The sequence below is a fragment of the Chryseobacterium lathyri genome (assembly GCF_003290185.1).
GTDB classification, from domain to species: Bacteria; Bacteroidota; Bacteroidia; order Flavobacteriales; family Weeksellaceae; genus Chryseobacterium; species Chryseobacterium lathyri.
The window spans coordinates 125,159-150,228 of the sequence record NZ_QNFY01000011.1; the positions used below are offsets into that span (position 1 = coordinate 125,159).

A 25,070-nucleotide genomic window follows, 5' to 3' on the forward strand; every position below is an offset into this window, starting at 1 on the left:
AGAAAAACTAATCTGTTTTTCTGCTCATTACCCAATCAGAACTTGTAAGGTTGTAGATTTTTTGGATGTCTTTCAGAATTTTCTCGAAATCAATTTCCAAATCAATGATCTTACCTGTTCTAAGGTCAAATACCCAGCCATGTACAATAGGATATTCATCTATGATGTATCTTTCCTGTACGCAGGCCATTTTAATCACGTTGATGCACTGCTCCTGAACATTCAGTTCTACAAGTTTGTCATAACGTTTTCCTTCATCTTCGATAGCGTCTAATTCAGTCTGGTGCAATCTGTAAACATCACGGATGTTCCTTAACCAAGGGTTTAATAACCCAAGATCCTGAGGAGTCATCGCTGCTTTTACTCCGCCACAGTTGTAGTGTCCGCATACGATAATGTGTTTTACTTTAAGGTGTTCTACAGCATATTGAATCACCGCTGTGGAGCTCATGTCTAAAGTATTTACAACATTAGCAATGTTTCTGTGGACAAAAACTTCTCCAGGTTTTGCACCCATAATCTCTTCCGCTGTAGCTCTGCTGTCTGAACATCCGATATATAAATAATCAGGATTCTGAGTTTTTGCCAGCTCGTGAAAGAATTCCGGGTCTTGTGAAATTTTAGACTCTACCCATTTTCTGTTGTTTTCGAAAATAATTTCGTACGACTGTGACATAATTTTAAAAATTAAAAAAGGTTTATAATTATTTATTTCGTTTAAATTATTTTCAAATTTCAATAGATTAAATCAATAATTATGCAAAAATATAATTTTTGCCGAAAAAGCAGCTACTTTTAACAAAATTTAATATTAAAATATGCTTAAAATCATGTTTAAAATGGCTGCTACATGGTGTTTCCATACAATTTCTTTAGAAAAAATGATTATTCACACTTCAAGAAACTTGGATAAAATTACAAACTATAAATGATAAACATTAAAATTGAGGATTAAAATATTCTTAATTCTATAAAAAAACCGCCTCATTTTTGAGGCGGTTCAAATTTTAACCAGTTGTTATCTGTTATTGTTTAATAATTTTCACTATTGTTTCAGAATTATTGATTCTTACTAAATAAATTCCGGATATTAAAGATGAAAGATCTGTTCTTTCGTTTTCAAACTTACCTGATTTTACCAGCTGACCGGATAGGTTGTAAATCTGATAATAATATTCTTTAGCGATATCATTTCCTTTGATATACAGCATATTCTTCACAGGATTCGGGAAGAACTCAAGTTTGTTCTGAGCTACTTTTTCCTTGATCACTGTTTTTGAAAGAACATCGTTTGCCTTAGCTAAAGCATTTGGCGCAACTGGGATGGTGAACGGTTCATACCTTCCTATTTCATTTCCATTGGCATCGTATTTAATTTCGGCACAACGGCAGGACATAGCTGCCTGAGGACGGAAACCGAATGTTGGCGTTAAGAAATAATAAGGATTGGAAGTTGTTTTAAATAGCATCCCTAAAGAGCTTCCACCGCTACCCTGGCTGGCAGATGTCCAGATACCAGAATACTGGAAAGCCTTTAAACCTGAGGTACCATTAAGATAATCGCTCATCGCATTACCTCCGTTAAAACCTCTTATACCCGTATTAGGAAATAAACCTATATTGTATTCTGGTCTATTTAATATATATCCGTAAACTACGGCTCCTTTTCCTGAATAATAGGCATATAGAGTACCGCCGATATAGTTATATTTAGCCGGGTCATAATTTTCATATTTCACCAGTGCATTGATATCTCCCGGATCTACACCATAAGCAGTATTAAATTGCTTATTATAGAACCAAGGTGTATTTCCTTTTGAAATAAAATTACCAAGGATAATTCCAGTAGAAACGCTTTCAAGATCTACTATTCTCCAGCCTGCAGGACATGGATCGTATGCAGATTTTTCGGTAGCATGCCCCCATCTTTCCGGCATGTTTCCATTCTCATCAGAAACCCAGTCTAATTTTGCTGTATCGGTTTGATATAGATAATTTAGTGGGTTGTTAACAGAATACTTTACTATTTTCTTCAGTTTATCTGCTTTTGAATCGGATGTAGAAACATTAGCGGCAGCTGAATAGGTAGGATAAGCCTGAGTATAAGAAGTTAAATAATCTGATTCAGGCATATTAGCTGTATAAGGTATTGCCCCGGTAGTAGCATTGGCAGGGTTATTTTGTCTGAATACATTATATGCAGCGTAATTGGTCCCATAGTTATAATAAGACGGTCCCGGATTGTAAAACACTGGCAATGGATCTTTTCTGCCCCATTGATAGTGTAAACCTCCACTTTCACTTATTTGAGCTAGTCTGGCTAATACGGCAGGATTTCCTGTAGGAAAGCTAGCTGTAGTAGGAGCAGCCAGACCTGATGCAAATACGGAACCAGAAGGTTCATAAATATGCTCATTCACCAGCTTATCTTTGGCTCCGAGATCCCTGTCCATAAAGGTCGTTTTCATTGGTACACCTGCACTGGTCATTGGATCTACAAACTGCTCGTTAGCAGGAATAACCCCTCCATTCCCAGCGTTTTCAGGATCTACATCATACTTTGTGATTATGGATCTTGGTGCCCATATATGCCAGCTCCATAATACCGGATCATTATGCTTGTTTGCTGACCAGGTTCCACTACCCATGTGGAACGCAACCACAGCATTACCATATGTTTTTGAATTTAAGGTAACTCTTAATATGGCGCTCTCTATAGGGCCGTCTCCACCTATAATTTCCATTGTTTTGATCAGACCCGTATTGGTGGTCCAGACTACGGATGAGGTTTTCGTGCCGTCTGCCGGGAAAGAGAAGTCCGTACTTAAATGGAGTTTATACATTGCATATGCCTTTCTTAAAGGGATATCAATAATCCTGTCATTATCCCTGTTTGGATCTATATTATTTCCGTTTGGATTGGGTGTTACCAGGTCAGAATTGGTATATTCTACATAACTGTTTGGAAGTTTGGTCCATGATTTTAAAGTTTCAGTAGAATAAATCTCGCTTCCTGAATAAACATATTGAGTGTCAAATTCCTGCGACATAGAAGCGGCGTTAGGGTCATAAATACAACGAACACCACCGCTGCCTGTATAAGCACTGCTTGAGAATCTGTGCCATCCCGGTCTTGGCTTGGATCCGCTCAAAGGATCTGATATTAAAGCCAGTCCGGCAGCTCCGAATGAAGGATAACGTACGCCATTGATAACTTCAGAGGCAGTCATGAATGTAGAAGTTAATAAACCTCCATCAGCACTCTGATCCTGGAAATTAAGAACTGGTGTGATCCATCCAGTTCCGTATTTTAATGGACCTGTTCCATTTGGGTATGATTCATAATTTCCATTAATAGGGAATTTGCCCAGATTCATTCCTGAAACCCCTGAAAAATCGAATCCAAACTGAGGATAAACCTTTATGCCCGGATAGTCTGCGTTTAATGTAGTAGCATTGAATTCCGGGTTAACGGTATTTCCGGTATGTTTTCCCCAAGGGCTGTATCTGTTTTCATCCGGCATTGGAGTTCCGGAATTTCTTCCTCCTGAAAAATAACTTGAAGGGACTCTCCAGTTACACGGACATGGGTCATATGATGATTTCAATGCGTATCTGGTACTGGCTTCCCCAACAACAGCATCGTCTATATCGGAATAGTTACCCTGACGTGTATCTCCCCAAAGATCCCACGCGATTATATTTTCACGGTAAGGAGGTTCATATTTCTTATATTTTTGTTTCGAGAACCATGTGGTGATTCCTACTGATGTCCAGCTGTTATCACCGTTCTGTTTTAAAAAGTCTTCACCATCATTTGATAATGTCTGGTCTTTTGTAGCAACAAAAATTGGTGTTGCAATAAAGCTGATAGGGTTTTGAATGGAAAACCGGATGTTTCCGTTTGGCGTATCTGTCCCCGTATTGATTTGGGTAGAATATTTATTACCTCTTACTTTTATGAATTTAGACTGGAAAGCCGGATCATTATAATTTAAATTGATCTCTCCATTAATAGGATACAGGCTTAAGTCTTTAAGTCCGAATGGCGGGAACGGGTCTTTTCTTCCCCACTGATATTGAAGTCCGGCGGATTTATGCCAGTCGTTTCCAACGAAACTTGCATTGGTAGCACCCAGGTTTCTGTCCATCCATTTCCAGTTCGTCACGGTATTTCCATCTTTATTCTTTTCAAAACCATGATGGTAGGTACTTCCATTGATTCCCGGATCATCGGTAACCCATACGTGCCATGACCAGTAGATTTTGTCATTTACTTTGTATGATATTACTGCATTACCTTCTTTTACTTTGTTGACCATTACCTTGATCCTGGCATTTTCTCCTGTCCCTTCTAAAGCAACGGATTTTATAAGTCCTGGTTCATCTTCCCAATATAGTCCTGCCTTTGCAAGTCCCTGCTCAGGAATAGGTGTATAGTTGCCACTGTCATCCTTCATAAAATCTCCACCTTTGGACCACATTTCGTGAGCTTTTTTCACAGGAATATAAAGACCGTCCACATTAGTATTGTTTTTTGGATCCTTACCTGTGAAGATATAACTGTTCGGAGCTTTGGTCCAGTCTGCATAATCAGATTGAGCGCCGGCATTTATAGTAAAGCAGGTAACAGGACAATCCTCCGTGGTTGGATTTCCGAAAATTCCTACATATTTTATAAATTTGTTGATCTCACTTTCTATATCCATCAAAGGTCTGGACGGACCATTCCAGCCAGTGATCACTTTTCGGTTTCTAATAGCTCCAACACCATACAGCGAAGCCTGGGAAGTATTACTTAATGAAAAGTTCTCAGAACCCGGCCCTCTTTGTTTGTTATTAAGTGGAGGGTAGCCAAAATCATCAGTAGTATTATAGTTGCTTATGGCAGTAAGGGAAACGTATTGTCCATTAGCTTTATAAACTCTTAATCCAGTAATCTTACTAATTACAATAACTACCGGCTGCTGATTGGTGAAAACATCACCCAGCTTTTCATTGATGTAATTATAAAGGTTGTAGTATCTGTTAAGAAGAGAATTAGGATTGGTAAAGTCTAAATATCCTCTTCCCCAGTCTTCTCCTCCTTCTTCCGGAGGTAAGAACCAGTTACTGAAGTTAATAAAGAAACTTTCATTAGAAAATTTTCCTGCAAACATATAAACAGGATCGTGATAAGAGAACTCAAAGGGACTTGTATCACTATTCTGATAAATATATTTTTGGGAACTTGCAATAGTAGCAAGATTATTAGGGTTTGTAATATTAACAACCGGTGAATTAGCGTTGGCATTATCCAATGCTGCATTTCCCTGGAAAGATAAAACAATGTCATCCAGCTTTCTTGCCAAATGCTGCGAAGTCACCCTGTCTTTTACTCCCGAAACGGTTCCGTTGGAGTTGTATAAAACGGTTCCGTTTTTTTTAGGCGTGAATAGAATAGTGTATTGATTTTCATCCAGGTCGCAATTGGCGTAAGCATAATTCGATTGTTTGTAATGGCTTACGGTTTTGTCCCAAATGACGGACTGCCAGTTGGTAATGGTGGCGTCTGAGCTTAATTCAACCTTAACGGAGTGCATATTCAAAGCCGATTGAGGTAATTCAAAATTGGCTGTAAGCTCTTCATTATATTCATAGTTTCCGGCAAAAGTCTTACACCATAAAGAGACCCAGTTGTTTTGGGCGTCTTTGTACTTGATGGTAACTTTTACATCTCCGGCGGTATTGGGTTTCTGGAAGTTTCCTTTAATAACCACTAACCCCTTTTCATTCACATTTTGTGGAATGACGATAAGAGGATCCAGATCATAGACACTCGGTGGGAGAGGTGCCCTGTATTTGAATCCAATACTGGTCTCATGATGTCCGGGAACGGGAATTGCCCTCGGGAAAGCATGAGACGATGCAATATAAAATACTGCAGCAAAAATCTTTAGTGTCGATTTTTTTTTCATACGTATAAAATTAAAAGTGTTTTTGTGCGAAATAGGATACTAGGCTTAATAAGCTGTAGTGAATAACTAAAAACAACAATATTCTAATCCCAACCTGGTTATTGGTAAATGGAGCTTTGCAATAAATAAAATATTTACCGTTTCTTATATTAAAGACTAGGTTGGTGATTTAGATCAGATTCGTGAAAACAGGTTTCAGGAATGATAAAAATGGGGCAATATAGAAAACTGCGCCATGCTTAGAAAGTGAATTTTTTTCCATGTTGTTGTGTTTTAAAGTTATATTGTGTTTTTTTGAAAAGAGTTTAAAATTTTAAGCTTGCTCAAATCTTAAAAACTTTTTAACAAAAGTCGATAAAAAAATATTTCCCTACAATAGGGGAATTAAATTTTAAGGAAAATGTTATATAGATTTATAAATTTATAACAAGGATTTTTTATATTTTATTATTGATATAAGCTTCCGTAGCACTTTCTGTCGGGTAAATTGTTCCGGGATTTCCAACTACCACAGAATTGGCAGGAACATCAAAATTAACATACGAATTGGGTGCAATTAAAACATTGTTTCCGATAGTAATTCCACCTACAATTACGGCATTGGCTCCTATCCATACTTCATCACAAATTGTAGGGAAACCTTGAAGCTTACCTCTGTTTTGTTGGCCGATCGTAACGCCTTGCGCAATATTGCAGTTTTTCCCGATTTTAGCTTTAGGATTGATCACTAAGCTTCCCCAGTGGCCTAAGTAAAACCCTTCTCCAATTTCCGTTTCGGGATAAATCTGATAGCCGTATTTTATTTGATAATGTCTGAGGACAAACTTCCAGAATATTCCTAAAACAGGCTTTTTATTATATTTCTGAGCTTTTCTTAGGATATAAATAAAATGCAGATTCGGATTGATACATTTTTTCAAGATCTCAAATGAAGAGAGCCATTTTCCGCTTTCCCTGTAAAAATCCTTTTGTATGACAGTATAATCCATTTTAAGTTTTTTTATAATTCATCAATGATTTCCTGAAGCTGTGCCACAGATTTCTGCAGTACAAAAGGCAGATCAGTCATTGCAATTTCTTTTTCATAGTGAGCTGCAAGCTCATGGTTGGTAAGAAGCTTCTTCATCCCCTCATAAATTCCATCCTCTGAATTTGGAATAATGACACCCAATTTTCCTTCCTGGAGAAGATCTTTTATTCCAGAAACATCTGTAGAGACAATTGGTTTGTTCAAAATCAAAGCTTCCGCGATAATGGTAGGGAAACCTTCATGTCTTGAAGACATCACATAAAAATCTGCCCTTTTCAGATAAGGGTAGGGATTACTTCTAAAGCCTAGCATCTTCACAGTTTCCTGAAGACCCAATTGGTTAAGCTTGGCCTGAATATTTTCAAAATCAAAACCATCACCAATAATGATAATCTGGTGTTTCAGTCCCTCGTCGATCAGTTTTTTATGCACTTCCAGAAGCCTGTCGTAGCCTTTCTGCGGATAAACCGTTCCAATGGTGATAAAAGTAGGAAGACTACTGGAAAAGGGATAATCATCAATTGCTGTATTTGCCTTGTTGAGAGTATCATCTTTATCTATCGGGTTATAAATTTTAATAACCGCCTGCTTTTCCATATCAGTTTTTGCCACCTTCTGCATTTCCTCTTTCAGCTTATTGGAAATAACCAGTATCCTGTCAAAGCGGAAAAGCTGTCTGATCACATCCGGCGTATATTCTTTCAGATTAAAAATGTCGTTCTGTATCCAGATAATTTTTTTTGAATCCTTTTGAGGACTGGAAAGAAGTTCTCTGTACATTCCGTGAATAGCTGCTATTTCCACATCGTACTTTTTATTTTTCAGAATAAACCGGTAAAGAAGAGCCGGAAACCAGAGAAATAGCTTCTGATAAAGCACTCTGAATGCTTTCACAGGGATTTCGTGAGGTCTGTTGGTGGTAATCATCTCACCCTTAAGAAGATATTGCAGATTGACCCATGACGGAACCTCCTTGATATACATTCCTGTATAAAGATTGATCAGCAGGTCTATTTCATATTTATCTTCAGGAAGGTTTTTGAGAAAGTTGATGAGAACTTTTTCTGCACCGCCATGCCGGAGAGAGCCTATACGAATAAGAACTTTCTTTTTTTGTGACATTTATTTTTTTACGGGTTTATAATTGTGAGGGAGATTTTTGATGAGGTATTTTTCTAAAGCAGATCGGTCAGCTTCCAGCTCTAAAGGGTAAACCGTATTGTTGTCTAATAATTTTTCGCCATACTGCTCAATGGTACAGATAAATTTTGCAGGAGCTCCTGCATACACTGAATTATCAGGAATGGAACTGCTGACAACACTTAATGAACCTACAATACAATTGCTTCCGATAGAAACCCCGGGTAAAAGAATAGTGCCTTTTCCAATAAAAGTATTGTTGCCGATTTTTATTCTTCCGAAAGTTCTTCCGTTTTTATATTTCTCAATTCTTTTGGTTACCCGGCCATCTCCGCCGTGATTGATGAAAGAAACACCTTCTGCAATCGTTACATTATCACCCATTTCTATAAGAAAACATTCTGAGCCAAAGTTTGGAATACCTTGAACATACAGATTGTTACCAACTTTCATTCCTCGATGAATGGCTACTTTTATAGCAGCATTTTTCACTAAGTCTTCATACAGGGAACGGATTTTCAATATGATTCTAAATAGGAGCATCATTATTGTGAATTTGTTTTTTATTTTTACAAAGAAAAAGAATTTCTATGATAAAAGTTTCCAAAATAGAATATTATTTGCCCGATAAGGTTCTGACCAACGAGGATCTTGAGAAAGAATTTCCTGACTGGAGCTCTGATAGAATTCATGAAAAAATAGGGATCAGACAGCGCCATATTTCTTCAGACAACGAAACTGTTCTTGAGCTTGCTGTAAAATCTTCAGAAAAACTTTTCGCGAACTATGACAGGAATAAGGTCGATTTTATTCTCTTTTGTACCCAGAGTCCGGATTATTTTCTTCCCACTACCGCCTGTATTCTTCAGGATAGACTGGGCCTTAGAAGGAATATCGGAGCAATGGATTTTAATCTTGGATGCTCCGGATTCATTTATGGACTGGCTTTTGCTAAAGGATTGGTAGCAGCCGGTATTGCGAAAAGTATTTTACTGATCACATCAGAAACCTATACAAAGCATATCAATCCAAAAGATAAAGCCAACCGAAGCATATTCGGGGACGCATCAGCTTCTGTAATTGTAGAGAAGGATGAAAATGCTAAGGATTATCAGTTCTGCCTGGGTACAGACGGGAGTGGTGCCGAAAATCTTATTGTAAAGAAAGGAGCTTTCAAAAAAGATTTTGAACTTAATCCTGAAAATGATTTTGATCCGGAGAATCTTTACATGAACGGACCCGAAATTTTTAATTTTACCATCGAAAATATTCCGGGACTGGTAAAGGAAACCTTGGAAACAAATGGGCTGACGATGGAAGATATTGATCATTTTGTTTTCCATCAGGCCAATTCTTTTATGCTGAATTATTTAAGGAAGAAAACTAAAATACCGGCAGAAAAGTTTTATATCGATATGGAAAACACTGGAAATACTGTTTCGGCAACCATTCCAATTGCCCTGAAAGATATGATGGAAAAGGGAAGGCTGAAAAAAGGAGACAGGGTATTGATGGCAGGTTTTGGAGTAGGATATTCCTGGGGAGCAACCGTGCTGGAAACTTGAAATAGAATATAATGTAGTAAAATAAAATATATGAAGACATCCGTTTTTTTAGAGAAATTGCAAGAAGAATTAGAAGAAAAGGAAACATTAACAATCGAAACAAACTTAAAACAGCTGGAAAGCTATGATTCCATCAGCCTGCTTTCTGTAATTGCATTTGTTGATGAGAGTTTCGATAAGAAAATTGATTCAAATTATTTTAAAGATATAGAAACTGTTTCTGATCTTATGAATATTATCGGTAAAGAAAACTTCGAAGATTAGTGAATCAGTTTTCTTTAAAAGACAAAATAATTCTTATTACAGGAGCTTCTTCCGGTATCGGGAGAAGCTGTTCTGTAGAATGCAGCAAGAGCGGAGCAGATCTTATCCTTATTGCCAGAAACGAAGAAGAGCTGCAGAAAACAGTATCTCTGCTGGCTCCGGATAGCAAAGCTGAAACCATTATTGCAGATATCACCAGAGCTGAAAATCTTGAAGAACTGATCGCTGAAAAAGTATCGGTTTTAGGTAAAATCTCAGGATTCATCCACTGTGCGGGGATAGAAAAAACACTTCCTCTGAAAAAACATACTCCCCAGCTTTATGCAGATATTTTTGCAGTCAATGCCATATCTGGTTTTGAAATTGCCAAAAATTTATCCCTCAAAAAATATAAAAGTGAAGTTGCCAGTTTTGTCTTCATTTCCTCAGTAGCAGGAATGGTGGGCGAAATAGGAAAATCAGCTTATTCAGCAAGTAAAGGTGCCGTGATCGCAGGCGCCCGGTCTATGGCTATGGAGCTTTCAAGAAGTGGAATAAGGGTGAACAGCATAAGTCCGGCAATGGTAAATACGCCAATACTGGAAAAAATGTTTGAAAACGTTGGTGAGGAGGCTGCAGAAGAGATCATTAAAAAACATCCGTTGGGAATAGGGCAGCCTGAAGATGTAGCCAACGCTTGTATTTTCCTGCTTTCGGATGCCTCAAAATGGATTACAGGCTCGAATCTTGTCGTGGACGGAGGATATTCCGCCCATTAATTTTTTTTGTAGAGATCTTCAAGAATTCCTTCCACTGCACTAAAGATTTTCTGATTGTCAAACTGGTCTTCTATAGTTTCCAGGTTTTTTCTGATCCTGGCAATAAGCTCCGGATCTGTAAGAAAAGTCTTCATGGCAGCATACATCTCATTCGTTTCATAATTGATGAGGTAACCGGTTTCTCGGTCTTTGATCATCACTCCTACATCTCCTGTATCGGTAGCAATAATAGGCTTCTGAAGTATTAAAGCTTCAGCGATTACCAGCGGCCAGGCTTCAGATTCGGAAGGCAGAATAAAATAGTCCGCATTTTTTACATAAGGATAGGGATTCATCTTATTACCACTCAAAATAAACGTATCCTGAACATTATTTATCCGGATCTGCTCGGTAAGGTTTTTCATTTCTTCACCGCTGCCTATAACGATAATATTATGATGGTAGCCTTCATCAATTAATCTTTTGTGGGCATCAATAAGTTTATGGTATCCTTTTCTGTCGTGAAGACGTCCTACGGAAACAAAAACAGGGCCCTGAGGAAGAGTTTCTATTTTTTCCTGTGCTTTTCTCTTGATTTCGTCAATAGGAATGGCATTGATCACTACACTTTCTTCAGGATACTTCAGTTCCGGATAATAGGTATGCATCAGATCCTTGATTTTCTGCGAACAGTAAATCATATGGTCAAACTGTGAGAAATTATCCAGAATATCAGGAACCAGTGGCTGTAATTTAGGAAGATTAATTTCAGAGTGAAACCATCCTAATTTCTTAGAGGCTTTGTTGCTGGAATTGATAACAGATGAAAATGCTGAATAAGTAGGAGCGATCTCTATATCGAATTTTTTGTTTCCTAAAAGACGGTCAGAGATTGTATGGCTTTTCAGTGCGCGGGAAAGTTTTAACCTTCTGCGAATCAATTGGATTTTTTGGATCAAAGGATTTTTGGATAAATCTTCTTTTCCGTCAGCAAAATATACCTTTTTAACGTGTTTAGGGAATTCATCCCTTAGCTCACCCTGATTCAGATTCAGACATACGGTTATATCAAATTTTTCAGGACTGAGATTATTAAGAATACTGAGGATTACTTTTTCCACGCCGCCCATTTCCATGGAACGGTGTCTGAAAAGGACTTTTATTTTCTGATTTTCTGCTGGCATTACCTGAAAAGTTTTTGTAAAGTAATAGAGATTTTTCTTTTTATCCTATATGGAACCGAATTCTGGTATTCCAATAGTTTGAAAATTTCCTGCTGTCCGGTATAAGTTTCCGGAATTTTCATCCCGTTTATGCTTTTAATATTCCTTCGCTTCATCGCATTGAAAACCACCTGGGCAAAATATTCGTAAGATTTTGCTTTATTCTCGTTTTGTGAAATTCCGCCTGTATGGGTTCTGTAAAGATAATTGGTGTCGTCGATAAAATAAACATCGCCTTTTTCATACATCTTTAAATAGAGATCCTGATCCTCAGAGATTTTCAGCGCAGCATTCATTTTCTCAGTCTGTTCATAAATATCTTTTCTGAACGTCACAAAATGAGCAATCTGAATAGGATAATTAAAAAAATACGGATCTTTATTCTGTACCTGCATGGCAGATTTAAACGGAGCGATAGGCTTCAGATCCTTATCACAGCTCATAAATCGCGAATAGGCCAATACTACGTTCTTTTTCTGCACGAATACATTTATTGCCTTTTCAATAGCATGAGGAAGAATAGCATCGTCAGGGTCTACAAAGCCGCAGATGTCTCCCGAAGCAAGATCAATAAGTTTACTTTTGGTAACTCCCACGCCGGAATTTTGTTCATTTTCGAAGAATTTAAACCGTTCGTCACCGGCAATGATGGCTTTTATCTGTGTCTTTTCTTCATCAGACGAGGCATCGTCCAGAATGATGGCTTCCCAATTTTTGTAGGTCTGGGCAAGTAATGAGCTGTAACAGTCTTTGAACAGCATAGCATTATTGTAATGGGCAATAAGTATTGAGAATTTCATCTGAATTTAAAGGGAATTGAATACTAAATCCTGCTTGTTAACAACCTGCGTATTGGCAGGAACATCTTTGAATATGGTACATCCTGCTCCGATAATGCAGTTGTCACCTATTGTAACACCTTTCAGCACTGTAACATTACTTCCCAGCCAGCAGTTGCTGCCTATTTTTATGGGAGCTTTAGTAAATTTAGAAGAATGGAGCTTGAAGGTAGGAGAAGTGTCATAGGTATGGTTATGATCATAAAGTCTGACATTTTCACCAAACAATGTATTTTCACCAATTGAAATATGTTCAAGACAGTTGATCGAGCAGAAGTTATTCATGAAAAAATGGTTACCTATTTCTAAGTTGGCATCTTTCATCATCAGGATACAAGTGTAATTTCTGAATTCCACAGACTTTCCGATGCTCATGCTTTTTATATCCTTATCCAGGATAAAGCGTCCACCCACGCCCAATCTGATATTTTCAAAAAATACTTTAGGGTTTTTTTTCAGAATAGAAAGCTGCTGCCTTCTGTATATTTTTTCGAAAAAATTGTAGAACATACAGGAGTTTTTAATTTTTTTATTTCACTTGGGCCTCACAAATATAATCTGTTTTTACATAATTGAGAAAAAAATATTTATTTTTGCGGTATTAAATACAACACAGTGAGTGAAATAACAAGGGTTCTCAAGACATTTATAGGGTATTTGAAAAGACCTGATCTTTATCCGGAACTGGGCCGGAAAATAATTAAAAATACAGTCAACAGAGGCAATGCTTTCAAAGGAAAGGAAAAAACAAATTCCTGGGCTGCCGGAAAAGCTGTTTCCCAGGCAGAGGCTGTTTCAAAATTGTTTGGGTTTGATATAGATGCTTTTCGTAAAGATTATGCAGAAGTATTAAAAACTGCAGAACAAAAGGAAAAGGCATGTCCTGTAAAAATGGGTGGTCCCGGTGCTTTGGAGCTGATGTATTATGCATGTGAATTTTCCAATGCAAAGCATGTCGTGGAAACAGGTGTAGCATATGGATGGTCATCGCTGGCCTCACTTCTGTCTCTTACAAAAAGAGACGGAACACTGTATAGTTCGGATATGCCATACCTGGCACAGGATGGAGATCAATATGTAGGCTACGTGGTGCCGCAAAACCTTAAAAAAAATTGGAAATTATTCCGTTTTGCAGATAAAGAATCGCTGCCTAAGATTTTTGCTGAAAACTCAGTTTTTGATGTCCTTCATTACGATTCTGATAAGAGTTACAACGGGAGAATGTGGGCCTATGATGAGCTGTATAAGCATCTGAAAAAAGGAGGCGTTTTCATCAGTGACGATATTGGTGACAATTCTGCTTACCAGGATTTCTGTGAAAAAAACAGTATAGAAACAACGGTAGTGGAATATGAAGGGAAGTATATCGGGGTTTTTGTCAAATAGTTTTAAAGAAGATTAATTGTTCGGGATGTCCGGCCGTATTTTCATGACGGGCGGGAAAGTGTTTAAAGGTCTTCTAATATTTTTATCCCTAACTAATATTATTATAAAACTGTTGAACAGTTCTTGTGAATGAAGATAAGCCAGATTACCTTTACCAGATTCCTTGCAGCTATAGCTATAGTTATTTCTCATTTTAATAAAGATATGTTTGTTTATAAAACAGATTATATTTCAAATATCTTTTTAAAGGCGAATGTTGGGGTAAGCTACTTTTTTATTCTTTCTGGATTTATTATGATCGTAGCCTATCATAAAAAAGAAAAAATAGACTATATTGAATATTATAAAAACAGGTTTGCAAGGATCTATCCGTTATATGTAGTGGGACTGCTGCTCTACCTGGTCACCAGATATTCAAATTTCAGCATTATCAATGTTTTTTTATATCTGTTCGGGCTGCAGAGCTGGATTCCGGGTAAGGCAATGATCCTGAATTTTCCGGGATGGTCTATTTCTGTGGAATTTCTTTTTTATCTGATTTTCCCGGTGCTGTATAATTATTTTTACTCCAAAAAAAATAAAAGCATCTGGGTGGCAGGTATTGTGCTGTGGATTATTACTCAGGTATTCTCCCATCTCTATGAAGCTTCACCATCCTACAAAGGTCCACATACGGAAAGCCATGAATTTCTATATTATTTCCCGCTGATGCATGTAAGTGAATTTTTGGTGGGAAACCTTGCCGGATTATTCTTTGTGAATAATTTTAAGCAGAAAAATTATGATATTCCTGTAATTCTGGTCTTTGCATCTGTAATGCTTTCACTCATCTTTGTTCCTCTTTTTTATCATAACGGACTTATGGCAGTGCTTTTTATTCCGCTGATTCTTTTAATTTCCTGGAATAACGGGCTGGTGACAAAAATTTTGGCGTTAAAGCCATTGGAATATTTGGGTGAAGCGAGTTATGCGGTATATATTACCCATATCCCTATTCTGTATATCCTGAGGGAAATTCTGAAACGACAAAATTATAAATTTGATATTAACAGTGTGTTCTGGATTTATCTGGCTGTACTTATCATTACCTCGATGCTGTTCTATCAATTTATTGAAAAACCACTTAGAGATTATCTTAAAAAATTAAATCTCAGATAAAATCTTTATTTTTGCAGCAAAACAAACACAATGAAAAAAAATACGAATGTTCCCAAAGCATGTAGAGAATACAGACACACTAAAGATCCGGAAGCCTTTAAAAGAAATAATACGGAACTGGCAGCATTGAGGACTGGTACATTCATATTTTTAATAAAATAAAAGAATTCATGTACAAAACGTTTTCAGAACTGAAAAAAGGCCTCCGAAGAGATATCCCACATCTTAAAAAGATCAAGGTGGCATTACTGGGTGATACTGCTACACAGTTTCTCAATGTTGCTTTGAAAGGGACCGCTATGAACGAAGGCTTTGAACTTGAAATTTTTGAAGCTGATTTCGGTCAGATTTCACGGCAGATCTTAGATCCTACTTCGGAATATTATGAGTTCAACGCAGATTATACCACCATCTTTGAATCTTCTCATAAATTATTGAGCCAGTATTATAAGTCCTACGATACACAGACTGCTTTTGCGGAAACCAAGATTTCTTATATTGAGGATCTTTACCGCACGATTCAGAACAGAACTAAAAGTAGGGTGATTTACTGTAATTTTCCGGCGATCAATAATCAGATCTTTGGTAACTTTTCCAATAAGGTAGAGTCATCCTTTGTTTTCCAGCTGAATAAACTCAATTACTTGCTTTCGGCGGAACTGGCGATCAAGAATGATAATTTTTTTATTGCAGATCTACTTTCGATCCAGAATAAGTGGGGAAGAGATTTTATGTTCTCTCCGAACATTTATGTGAACACAGAAATGGTGCTTTCCCTGGATGCCCTTCCAATTGTTGCCCACCATATTAACAATATTATTTCCTCTCTTGAAGGAAAGTTTAAGAAATGTCTGATTCTGGATCTGGACAATACCACATGGGGCGGAATTATCGGAGATGACGGCCTGGAAAATATTCAGATAGGGAGTTTGGGAATAGGAAAAGCATTCACTGAGTTTCAGTACTGGATCAAAGCACTTCAGAGAAGGGGTGTAATCCTGGCTGTTTGCAGCAAGAATGATGAAGATAAAGCTAAAGAGCCTTTTGAAAAGCATCCCGATATGGTCCTTAAACTGGATGATATTGCTGTTTTTGTGGCTAATTGGGACAATAAAGCGGATAATATCAGGAAAATCCAAAGTATTCTTAATATCGGATTTGATTCCATGGTGTTTCTTGATGACAATCCGTTTGAAAGAAATATCGTACGCGAAAACCTTCCTGAAGTCTGCGTTCCCGAATTGCCTGAAGATCCGGCAGAATATCTGGAATATTTATACGGGCTGAACCTTTTTGAAACATCCAGCTTCTCGGAGAATGATGCGGAACGGACCAAACAATACCAGGTTGAAGCACAGAGAGCAGTTGATCTGGACAGCTTTACCAATGTGAAAGATTTTCTGAAAAGCATGAATATGGTTTCAGATGTGAAATCTTTCAACAGCTTTTCAAAACCTAGAGTTTCACAGCTGACACAGCGTTCCAATCAGTTTAATTTAAGAACGGTGAGATACACGGAACAGGATATCGACAGCTTGATCAATTCCGGGAATCATTACACCATTTCCTTCACACTGGAAGATAAATATGGCGATAATGGATTGATCTGTGTAATTGTTTTGGAAAAGAAAGATCCGGAAACTCTTTTTATAGATACGTGGCTGATGAGCTGCCGTGTATTGAAGAGAGGAATGGAAGATTTTACGCTCAATACTATTGTGGAAACCGCAAGAAAACATGGATTTAAAAAGGTTGTGGGAGAATATCTTCCTACGGCAAAAAACCAGATGGTAAAAGATCATTATGAAAGATTAGGGTTTACCGAGCATAATGGACAGTGGATTCTAAATGTCGACGAATATCAGTCAAAAGAAGTATATATTATTAATAAAAATTAAATAAAACATGGATAAGAACGAAATTTTGTCTAAGCTTACCAATGTCTTCCGTGACGAATTGGATAATGAAGATATTGTATTAAACGCAGAAACTACAGCCGAAGATGTTGAAGAATGGGATTCCCTTTCCCACATTCAGTTAATTGTTGCGGTGGAAAAAGCTTTTGGAATCCGTTTTACCTCTTCTGAAATTCAGGGATGGAATAATGTAGGTGAAATGGCTGATTCTATAGCTTCAAAACTATAATGAAATTTCATCATGTTGGAGTTGCCTGTAAAGATATACAGGCAGAGCTCCAGAATATACGAACGCTCCATAAAATTATTGAAGAAACTCCTGTGGTTTTTGATGTCAATCAGCAAGCGGAGCTTTGCATGGTAACCGTGGAAGATGGTTTAAACATTGAGTTGGTTTCCGGAAAACCTGTAGAAAATCTTTTGAAAAAGAGAATTTCATATTACCATATCTGCTATGAAGTTGAAGATATTGAAAAAACAATAGAACATCTTACCCAAAACGGAGGCATGCTTATTTCTCCTCCTAAAGAAGCTATTCTTTTTAATAACCGGAAAGTGGCTTTCCTGATGCTTTCTTATGGAATTGTTGAACTTTTAAACAGTAACTAATGCAGTTTACATCATTAGTATTCATCCTTTTTTTCTCAGTTGTATTTGCTGTGTATTGGTGGGTTTTAGGTAAAAGGCTTAAAGCTCAGAATATATTTTTATTATTGGCCAGCTATGTATTTTATGCAAATTGGGACTGGAGGTTTTTAATACTTTTGATCATAAGCTCAGGGGTTAGTTATTATTTGGGATTAAAAATCTCTGAGAGTAAAACTCCTGGAAGAAAGAAATTTTTAGTTAATCTCGGGCTTCTTTTCTCCATTGGAACCCTGTTTTACTTTAAATATTTTAATTTTTTCATAGATTCTTTTGCACAGCTGTTCAATATTAAAAGTACACTTACTTTAACAATAATTCTTCCTTTGGGAATCAGTTTTTATACCTTTAGGATGATAAGCTATCTGCTTGATATCAAGAATAATAAATTGAAGGCAGAGACAGATGTGCTTGCATTTTTTAATTATATCGCTTTTTTTCCGAGTATGACTTCCGGACCTATTGATAAGGCCGGTTTGCTATTACCACAACTGAAGAAAGAAAGGGTTTTTACATTAGAAAACGGTTCAGATGCTGCCCGGCAGATTCTTTTGGGGGCATTTAAAAAATTAGTTGTTGCTAACAGTATCAGCCCCATTACTCAGGAAATATTTCAGAACTATGATCATCTTTCAGGCAGTACTGTTGCTTATGGAATGATTTTATTCCTTTTTGAGATGTATGCGGATTTTTCCGGATATTCTGATATGGCAATTGGCTTTGCCAAGCTTTTGGGATTCAAGATCACGAAAAACTTTGCCTTTCCGCTATTTGCGCAGAATATTGCAGAATATTGGAGAAAATGGCATATTTCACTCACTTCCTGGTTAACGGAATATGTTTTTACTCCCTTAGTCATTCAGTTCAGAGATTATGAAAAGAAGGGACTGATTGCTGCCATTATTTTAAACTTTATATTAATCGGAGCCTGGCATGGACCAAGATTTACGTTTGTGCTGTTTGGACTGCTGCACGGACTTTATTATGTCCCATTGATTTTAAAAGATAAACTGAACAAGAAGAAAAAGTTTTCAAAGACTGTTCCTACCTTTCAGGAATTTGGAAATATTTTGCTGACGATGACGATGGTTTGTTTTGCCTTGGTCCTTTTCGTTGCTCCAACACTTAGTGATGCATTGGGAATGTACAGAAGAATTTTCAGTTTATCCGTTTTTTCAGTTCCGGAGTATATAAAAATTAAAATTTTAGGATTAATAGGAATTATAATATTGATGGACTGGCTGAATAAAGATAAAGAACACGGTCTTGAAATCAGCAGGTTTAAACCTGTTACGAGAAGAGTTTTTTATGTATTTCTTATTTTCATGATTTTATATTTCGGTGTATTTGGTAATAGTAGTTTCATCTATGAACAGTTCTGATATGAAAAAGTTTTTATTTAAAATATCCTTTTATATTGTTGCAATTGTTGCCGTTCTATTGTTGCTGGGAAGTTATGCAGATGGTAATACGGATGATAATTACAGACATTTTACAGGTCCTAAACCTTCCAATATAATTATGGGAGATTCCCGCGGTTCCCAGGCTTTGGTACCGGATGTTCTGGACAGGAAATTTAAGGACAGGAAATTTGATAATTTTTCTCTCAATCTTACTGAGTCACCTTACGGCCAGATCTATCTTGAAGCGGTAAAGAAAAAGCTTCATCCTGATACAAAGGATGGCATCTTCATCCTGACTGTTAATCCCTGGAATGTATCTACAGGTAAAGATGTAAAAGATGCTAAAGAATATACTGAGAATACTTCCGCATTGGCAGATATGCATTTTTATGAAATGGCACCTAATTATGAGTATCTTTTAAAGCATTATCCTAAAAGCTGGTTTAATATCTACAAAGACAGGGAAGCAGGGGGAAGGTCCAATACCTATCTGCATAAAAATGGCTGGATGGAAGTAACGGTTGATGTCAATCCTGCTGATTTAAGGAAGCGAGAGGCCAGTAAAATAATCCAGTACAAAGAATTTGAAAGCACCCAAAAAATATCACAATACAGACTGGATGCCCTGCAAGACATCATTCAATACCTTGAGACTAAAGGGACTGTTTATATTGTCAGAATTCCAGGATTTAAGGGAGTTATGGATATAGAAAATGCATTTTCTCCGGATTTTAATGAAATAATAGGATCTATCGCTAAGAAAAATAATGTGAAATTTCTTGACTTTTCTTCACAATATGATAAGTATGTCTATACAGACGGAAACCATATGTACAAAGAATCCGGGAAAGTATTTACTGCCCAGATAGCCGATTCTATTCTTCTGGATAAGAAAAAAAATAACTGATATCCTATCCTGTTTTGAATAAAGACAGGAAGAGTGAAGATGGATGCCGGAAGTTACTGTAGGCTTCCTGCTTAAAACAGGTTTTTCCGGAAATTAATATTAAATAAGCCTGAACGGATACTTGGGTAATCTGTAACCAGATATTTAGCAATCATTCCCCATTTTTTGAAAGTCGGTGCAATGGCGATCTCAAAACTGCGAAGCATTCTATTGATGTGAATTTTTACATGTTGTGGAACGGTTTTCTCATTTTCAGCCCATTTATTTAATTCTCTCCAAAGCATAACACGCGTTTTGGCAGGATTTATTTTCCCTGAATCTACTTTAGTAATTCTGTTGTTCTCATGTACGCCTCTTAAGGCAATAGCTTCATCATTAATACCTGTATAAAGCTTAAGGTAATAAGCGAATCTTATCACGATCTCCGAGTCTTGATGAAGTCGGAGAGAGGTTTCGAAAAATCTGTCCATTTTAGACAGTGAGGATTTCCTTAGAGTTAAAGTATCTAGATGAATAAGCCCGAAAGTTCCGCGTAAACTTATCAGTCCCTGATAAACATCTTCGGGATTGGTTTTTTTATATACGGTATCCAGTTTATCTTTATAAATAGGATAGTACTGTTCTCTGGCCTTTTCTGAATAATATTTTACCCCGATTGCCCCATACACACCTTCTACATCAGGATTTTTAAAAAGCTCTCTTTCCGCATCGAATCTGTTGGGCAAATAATAGTCATCCGCATCCAGAAAGGCGATAAAATCTCCTGTTGCTTTTTCCATTCCTAAATTTCTGGAAGCTCCCGCACCATGATTTCCTTTGTCAGGATGCTGGAAAAGCTTAATCCTGTCATATTTTGCGGCGAGTTCCCGGCAAACATGAAGAGCATTATCCGGAGACTTGTCTTCAACTAAAACAACTTCATATACTTCTTCGAACTGAAGAGCTGATTCTACAGCCTGTGAGACATATTCTTCAGCATTATAAACGGGAATGATTACGGATATTTTCATTATTATCGGTTAAGATACGTAAAACGGTATTGTGTTTTTAATATTTGAGGGTTTTTGATTACCTCTAAAAAGATACAAAAATATTTATTTAATCCTGTTTTTAAGGATAAATCAAATGATTTATAAGTTAAATAAATCTTTCTTTTACAGTCTGAAGGCAACGGATTGGAATCTGCCCATTCATGTAATGATTTCCATAAAAGAAACTGTCTCTGATTATACTGCGGTGAATATCTTATAATTTTTGTAATCCTGTTATGATCATGGACCCCTCTTATGGCAATAGCTTTATCTATAATCCCGGATTTTAAATAACCGTGATAGGCCAGTTTGATGATAAAATCGGAATCCTGATGTACACGAAGATTTTCGTTGAAGCGCAGATTATTCTTCACCAGCACTGATTTTCTGAGGGTAAGTGTATTCAGATGGAAGAATGTTCCAAAAACTTGAGAAGTCAGCCCTAATAATCCCTTCAAAACAGTTTCACCTTCCGCAGGAAAATTAACGGTGGTCAATGAGACCTCTTTAAATTTATCCTGAAACTCTTTTCTGCCTTTTTCAGATAAATATTCTACACCGATAGCCCCGAAAACGCCTTCGTTTTTTTGTTCTTTAAAAGCTTCTTTTTCCACATCAAAACGAGTGGGAAGATAATAATCATCAGCATCCAGAAAAGATATAAACTCACAGCCGGCTTTTTCAAGGCCTAAATTTCTTGTGGCTCCAGCTCCATGATTTCCTTTGTCCGGATGTTGATATAATTGAATCCTTGAATCTTTTAAGATCAGTTTTTGGCAGACTTCTAATGAATTGTCGGTGGATTTATCCTCAACCAATAGAATTTCTTTTACTTCTTCAAACTGTAAAGCAGAATCTACCGCTTTCCCCAAAAACTCGGATGCATTGTAAACAGGTATAATTACAGAGATATTCATGCCTTGCTGTATATGGCTTTTAATTTTTCACTGACCATAAGGGGATCGTGATTCTTTTTGATTCTTTCCAGAGAATTGGCTGATTTTTCAGGCAGCTGTTCCGGGTTGGTAAAAATACTCTCCAAAATATTTTCAAGCTGTACTTTCAAGGTTTTTTTTAGTTCTTCACGCTGTTCATCTGTAAAATAAAGGGCTTGTTTCAAACGGTTTTGAGGAAGATGAATAAGCCAGCCGCAGTCTTCATTATTGATTTCCGGCAAGGCACGTATATCTGTCGTAATCACAGGAACGCCGGCTGCCTGCATCTCCAGAACAGAAAACCCATAGGTATCCGACCAGGTGGGCAAAAGACCAATATGAGACTGCTTAATCAGTTCCAGCACTTTTTCATTAGGGATATTTTCAAAAATTTCAATCCAGTCTTCTTTTTTTAGTATTTCTTTAGTTTCCAGTGCTTCTTTTTCAGTCACCTTGGTTACATAATTGTCTGTTTTAAATGACGAAACAATACTAAGCCTGAAATTGTATTTCTGTCTTAATTTCTTTAAAACCCCTATCATTTCAGGGCCTCCCTTCAGGTGAAACTGTGTTCCTACGAAAATAAGATTAAAGATTTCCGTGTTTTGGTAAATCTCCTGTGAATTTCTCGGAATAATTTCCTGAGAAGGGTGGATTACTGAAAGCTTTGATTTTATGATTTCCTGAAATTCAGGGTAATTTTTTAGAAGCTCCAGCTGAATATTGGCAGCTGCATTTGAAATTGAGATAATTCCCAGGCAGTTCCTTTTGCCAATCTGTTTGAGGGCATTTTCTGTTTTCTCATTGCGAATGTGCTGAGGTTCGCTTTTCTGATGATCATTTTTGGTTTCAGGAAAACGTGGTACCAGGGTTTCAAAAGAAGTCACCCATTTCTGGGAAGAATAATTGATGTCGTTATAAAGGTGAAGAATATCAATTTTAGGTTTCTGATAAAAGAAATATCTTCCTTCAATATCCGTCTTTTTTCTTAATAAGATTTTTTTTACGGTAGACAGTGAATGAAAAAGATTGTTGTTCTTTCTTAAAAAAACATATTCACATCCAGAAACTTTATTTAAAATATTTCTTTTAATGGGATAGTCATTTTGTGTCAGTCCTATTTTCATTACTGTAAATGATTTTTATTGTTCTGAAACCAAAGCGCAAGAATCAACAGATTCCAATGTTGGTGATGTCTGTTAAGCTTTTTCTGCACTTCGTTAAAATCTAAAAAATTAAATATATAGCTTTCCTTATTTTCAAGAAGTTCTTTACTTAGATCCTGAAGTTCAGTTTCTTTGAACCATTCTTTTACAGAAGCTCCAAAGCCGTTCTTTTTACGGACTGCAATTTCTTCTGTCCAGGCTTTGGAATAAGCCTTTCTCAATATAATTTTATCTTCTGTAGAATTAACTTTGTATTGCCATGGCATTTGAATACAGAATTCCGCAAAATCAATATCCAGAAAAGGGATCCTTACCTCTACAGAATTATACATGGAAGTTCTGTCGCCTTTCAATAGCATATTGGCCGGAACATACTTCTCCAAATCGATTCGCATCAGATCATTAAAATCTGTATTAGTAGGCTTAAAGCTGAATTCCTGTCCTGGAATTTCCTCGGTAATTCCCAGTTGTCTGATTTCAGAAACGGTAAAGTAATTCCGGACCTTATTCTGATGGTAATCTATAGTGTCGCGATATTCTGCCCTTATGCGTCTTTCGGAACCCATATCCCTGAATTTACCGGCTAAAAGAATCATCTTTGAAAGATAGTCCGGGTAAAAGCCTTTTTGGGAAAGGTTGATGTTGTATTTATAAAAAGTATAGCCTCCAAAAAGCTCGTCACCTACATCACCGGAAAGGATCACCTTAAGATCTTTCGCTGCTTCTTTGAAAATGAGATGGGTAGGGAGTAGGGAAGAGTCCATTAGCGGCTCATCCATATAGGAGTAAACTTCCTGTAAAGTTTCGGAAATCTTCTGTTTTTTATCTAAAAGAATATGATGATCGGTTTTATATTTATCTGCAATAGCCTGTGCATAAGGCATCTCGTTAAGATCTCCACTTTCGTAACCGTACACCAATGTTTTTATATTTTCTTTATATTTTGAGGCAACGGCAACGATGGTACTGGAATCCAAACCTCCTGAAAGGAAAGAACCTACGGGAACATCAGCTATCATCTGTTTTTTTATAGCATTATCTAAAAGATATTTAAATTTTTCAATACTCTCATCCATACTCAGTTTGGAAGTTTCGGTAGGAATAGTCCAGTAAGGTTTTATATCTATTTTTCCTTCTTTATAGACCAGCGTATGAGCAGGTTTGAGGTTGAAAATATTCTTGTAAATGGTTTTATGAGGATGAATGTAACCGTTTTTTAAATAATAGGCAATCTGTGCTTTATCAATCTCAGGTTTTATTAATCCTGATGCAAGAATGGCTTTGATTTCGGAGGCAAAGATGAACTCACCGTTTTTTCCGACAGCATAATAAAATGGCTTCTCTCCGAAACGGTCTCTTGCGCAGAACAATTCCTGTTTTTCTTCATCCCAAATTGCAAAAGCAAACATTCCCGGAAGATCATGGATCAGATTTTTCTCTTTTTTCTGATACATGGCAAGCACCACTTCGGTATCTGAACTTCCGTGATAAGAATAATCAGAATACTGATCTTTTATGGCCTGGTAACCGTAAATTTCGCCATTCAGCACGATGCATTCTTTTTTTGTACTGGAAAACATGGGTTGTTTTCCGTTTTCAGACAGATCTATAATCGAAAGTCGGCGATGGCCTAAAGCCGCATTATCATAAAATTCATGGTGTGAAGAATCCGGACCACGATATGCGATGGCATCTGTCATCCTTTGAATTTCACTTTGATAGTTTCTGGCATTATGGGTTATGATTCCGGCTATTCCGCACATTTGTT

The 25,070-nt window shown here is 37.0% G+C and carries 23 protein-coding genes; 11 read left to right on the top strand and 12 right to left on the bottom strand.

Annotated elements, in window-relative coordinates; genetic code table 11:
- Window positions 1–7: 7 nt before the first annotated feature.
- From DRF61_RS16220 to DRF61_RS16240, 5 genes are all read right to left on the bottom strand, one after another.
- On the bottom strand, window positions 8–676 hold the full coding sequence (locus DRF61_RS16220; protein ID WP_111959041.1) for a carbonic anhydrase: 669 nt from the start codon (window positions 674–676) through the stop codon (window positions 8–10).
- A 349-nt stretch (window positions 677–1,025) separates the two neighbouring features.
- The gene (locus DRF61_RS16225) at window positions 1,026–5,957 is read right to left on the bottom strand and encodes a T9SS type A sorting domain-containing protein (protein ID WP_111958906.1); all 4,932 of its coding nucleotides are present in this window, start codon (window positions 5,955–5,957) and stop codon (window positions 1,026–1,028) included.
- A 437-nt stretch (window positions 5,958–6,394) separates the two neighbouring features.
- Window positions 6,395–6,946: a serine acetyltransferase gene (locus DRF61_RS16230; protein ID WP_111958908.1), complete on the bottom strand. Its 552-nt coding sequence runs from the start codon at window positions 6,944–6,946 to the stop codon at window positions 6,395–6,397.
- 11 nt (window positions 6,947–6,957) lie between these two features.
- Window positions 6,958–8,109: a glycosyltransferase gene (locus DRF61_RS16235; protein ID WP_111958910.1), complete on the bottom strand. Its 1,152-nt coding sequence runs from the start codon at window positions 8,107–8,109 to the stop codon at window positions 6,958–6,960.
- On the bottom strand, window positions 8,110–8,673 hold the full coding sequence (locus DRF61_RS16240) for a DapH/DapD/GlmU-related protein (RefSeq protein WP_111958912.1): 564 nt from the start codon (window positions 8,671–8,673) through the stop codon (window positions 8,110–8,112).
- 44 nt (window positions 8,674–8,717) lie between these two features.
- On the opposite strand from DRF61_RS16240, the gene DRF61_RS16245 reads away from it, so the two are divergent.
- The 3 genes from DRF61_RS16245 to DRF61_RS16255 are packed head-to-tail and all read left to right on the top strand — an operon-like array spanning window position 8,718 to window position 10,714.
- A complete protein-coding gene (locus tag DRF61_RS16245; RefSeq protein WP_111958914.1) occupies window positions 8,718–9,692 on the top strand; it encodes a 3-oxoacyl-ACP synthase III family protein in 975 nt (324 codons plus the stop codon).
- Window positions 9,693–9,722: 30 nt separating this feature from the next.
- Window positions 9,723–9,956, top strand: a complete 234-nt coding sequence (locus DRF61_RS16250) for a hypothetical protein (protein WP_111958916.1) — start codon at window positions 9,723–9,725, stop codon at window positions 9,954–9,956.
- Window positions 9,956–10,714, top strand: coding sequence for an SDR family NAD(P)-dependent oxidoreductase (locus tag DRF61_RS16255; RefSeq protein ID WP_111958918.1), 759 nt, complete (start codon window positions 9,956–9,958; stop codon window positions 10,712–10,714). Before DRF61_RS16250 ends, DRF61_RS16255 begins: the two co-directional genes overlap by 1 nt.
- Here the strand turns inward: DRF61_RS16255 and DRF61_RS16260 are convergent.
- Genes DRF61_RS16260 through DRF61_RS16270 form a run of 3 tightly spaced genes read right to left on the bottom strand, consistent with a single transcriptional unit; the run spans window position 10,711 to window position 13,265 of the window.
- Window positions 10,711–11,877, bottom strand: coding sequence for a glycosyltransferase (locus tag DRF61_RS16260; RefSeq protein ID WP_111958920.1), 1,167 nt, complete (start codon window positions 11,875–11,877; stop codon window positions 10,711–10,713). The genes DRF61_RS16255 and DRF61_RS16260 overlap by 4 nt on opposite strands.
- The gene (locus tag DRF61_RS16265; protein ID WP_111958922.1) at window positions 11,877–12,716 is read right to left on the bottom strand and encodes a glycosyltransferase family 2 protein; all 840 of its coding nucleotides are present in this window, start codon (window positions 12,714–12,716) and stop codon (window positions 11,877–11,879) included. The genes DRF61_RS16260 and DRF61_RS16265 overlap by 1 nt, the downstream gene beginning before the upstream one ends.
- A gap of 6 nt (window positions 12,717–12,722) precedes the next feature.
- Window positions 12,723–13,265 carry an acyltransferase gene (locus tag DRF61_RS16270; protein WP_111958924.1) on the bottom strand — a complete coding sequence of 181 codons (543 nt, stop codon included), beginning with the start codon at window positions 13,263–13,265 and terminating at the stop codon, window positions 12,723–12,725.
- A 105-nt stretch (window positions 13,266–13,370) separates the two neighbouring features.
- Between DRF61_RS16270 and DRF61_RS16275 the strand changes: the two genes are divergently transcribed.
- The 8 genes from DRF61_RS16275 (at window position 13,371) to DRF61_RS16305 (ending at window position 20,170) form a co-directional block, all read left to right on the top strand.
- Window positions 13,371–14,141 carry a class I SAM-dependent methyltransferase gene (locus tag DRF61_RS16275; RefSeq protein ID WP_111958926.1) on the top strand — a complete coding sequence of 257 codons (771 nt, stop codon included), beginning with the start codon at window positions 13,371–13,373 and terminating at the stop codon, window positions 14,139–14,141.
- A gap of 129 nt (window positions 14,142–14,270) precedes the next feature.
- A complete protein-coding gene (locus DRF61_RS16280) occupies window positions 14,271–15,299 on the top strand; it encodes an acyltransferase family protein (RefSeq protein ID WP_111958928.1) in 1,029 nt (342 codons plus the stop codon).
- A 30-nt stretch (window positions 15,300–15,329) separates the two neighbouring features.
- Entirely contained in the window at window positions 15,330–15,461 is a 132-nt protein-coding gene (locus tag DRF61_RS23025; protein ID WP_262510837.1) for a hypothetical protein, read from the top strand.
- A gap of 8 nt (window positions 15,462–15,469) precedes the next feature.
- The gene (locus DRF61_RS16285; RefSeq protein WP_111958930.1) at window positions 15,470–17,197 is read left to right on the top strand and encodes an HAD-IIIC family phosphatase; all 1,728 of its coding nucleotides are present in this window, start codon (window positions 15,470–15,472) and stop codon (window positions 17,195–17,197) included.
- A gap of 7 nt (window positions 17,198–17,204) precedes the next feature.
- Window positions 17,205–17,444, top strand: a complete 240-nt coding sequence (locus DRF61_RS16290; protein ID WP_111958932.1) for an acyl carrier protein — start codon at window positions 17,205–17,207, stop codon at window positions 17,442–17,444.
- Window positions 17,444–17,824, top strand: a complete 381-nt coding sequence (locus DRF61_RS16295; RefSeq protein ID WP_111958934.1) for a VOC family protein — start codon at window positions 17,444–17,446, stop codon at window positions 17,822–17,824. The genes DRF61_RS16290 and DRF61_RS16295 overlap by 1 nt, the downstream gene beginning before the upstream one ends.
- Window positions 17,824–19,242, top strand: coding sequence for an MBOAT family O-acyltransferase (locus tag DRF61_RS16300; RefSeq protein WP_111958936.1), 1,419 nt, complete (start codon window positions 17,824–17,826; stop codon window positions 19,240–19,242). Before DRF61_RS16295 ends, DRF61_RS16300 begins: the two co-directional genes overlap by 1 nt.
- Before the next feature lies 1 nt (window position 19,243).
- Complete coding sequence (locus DRF61_RS16305) at window positions 19,244–20,170, top strand: hypothetical protein (protein WP_228452684.1); 927 nt, start codon at window positions 19,244–19,246, stop codon at window positions 20,168–20,170.
- A 71-nt stretch (window positions 20,171–20,241) separates the two neighbouring features.
- Here DRF61_RS16305 and DRF61_RS16310 read toward each other — a convergent pair whose 3' ends face one another.
- Genes DRF61_RS16310 through asnB form a run of 4 tightly spaced genes read right to left on the bottom strand, consistent with a single transcriptional unit; the run spans window position 20,242 to window position 25,065 of the window.
- Window positions 20,242–21,180, bottom strand: a complete 939-nt coding sequence (locus DRF61_RS16310) for a glycosyltransferase family 2 protein (RefSeq protein ID WP_111958940.1) — start codon at window positions 21,178–21,180, stop codon at window positions 20,242–20,244.
- 2 nt (window positions 21,181–21,182) lie between these two features.
- Window positions 21,183–22,118, bottom strand: a complete 936-nt coding sequence (locus tag DRF61_RS16315) for a glycosyltransferase family 2 protein (protein ID WP_111958942.1) — start codon at window positions 22,116–22,118, stop codon at window positions 21,183–21,185.
- Window positions 22,115–23,263 (bottom strand): glycosyltransferase family 4 protein, encoded by a 1,149-nt coding sequence (locus DRF61_RS16320; RefSeq protein ID WP_111958944.1) that lies wholly within the window; start codon window positions 23,261–23,263, stop codon window positions 22,115–22,117. Before DRF61_RS16320 ends, DRF61_RS16315 begins: the two co-directional genes overlap by 4 nt.
- Window positions 23,263–25,065 carry an asparagine synthase (glutamine-hydrolyzing) gene (gene asnB / locus DRF61_RS16325; protein WP_111958946.1) on the bottom strand — a complete coding sequence of 601 codons (1,803 nt, stop codon included), beginning with the start codon at window positions 25,063–25,065 and terminating at the stop codon, window positions 23,263–23,265. The genes DRF61_RS16320 and asnB overlap by 1 nt, the downstream gene beginning before the upstream one ends.
- Between the last annotated feature and the right edge of the window lie 5 nt (window positions 25,066–25,070).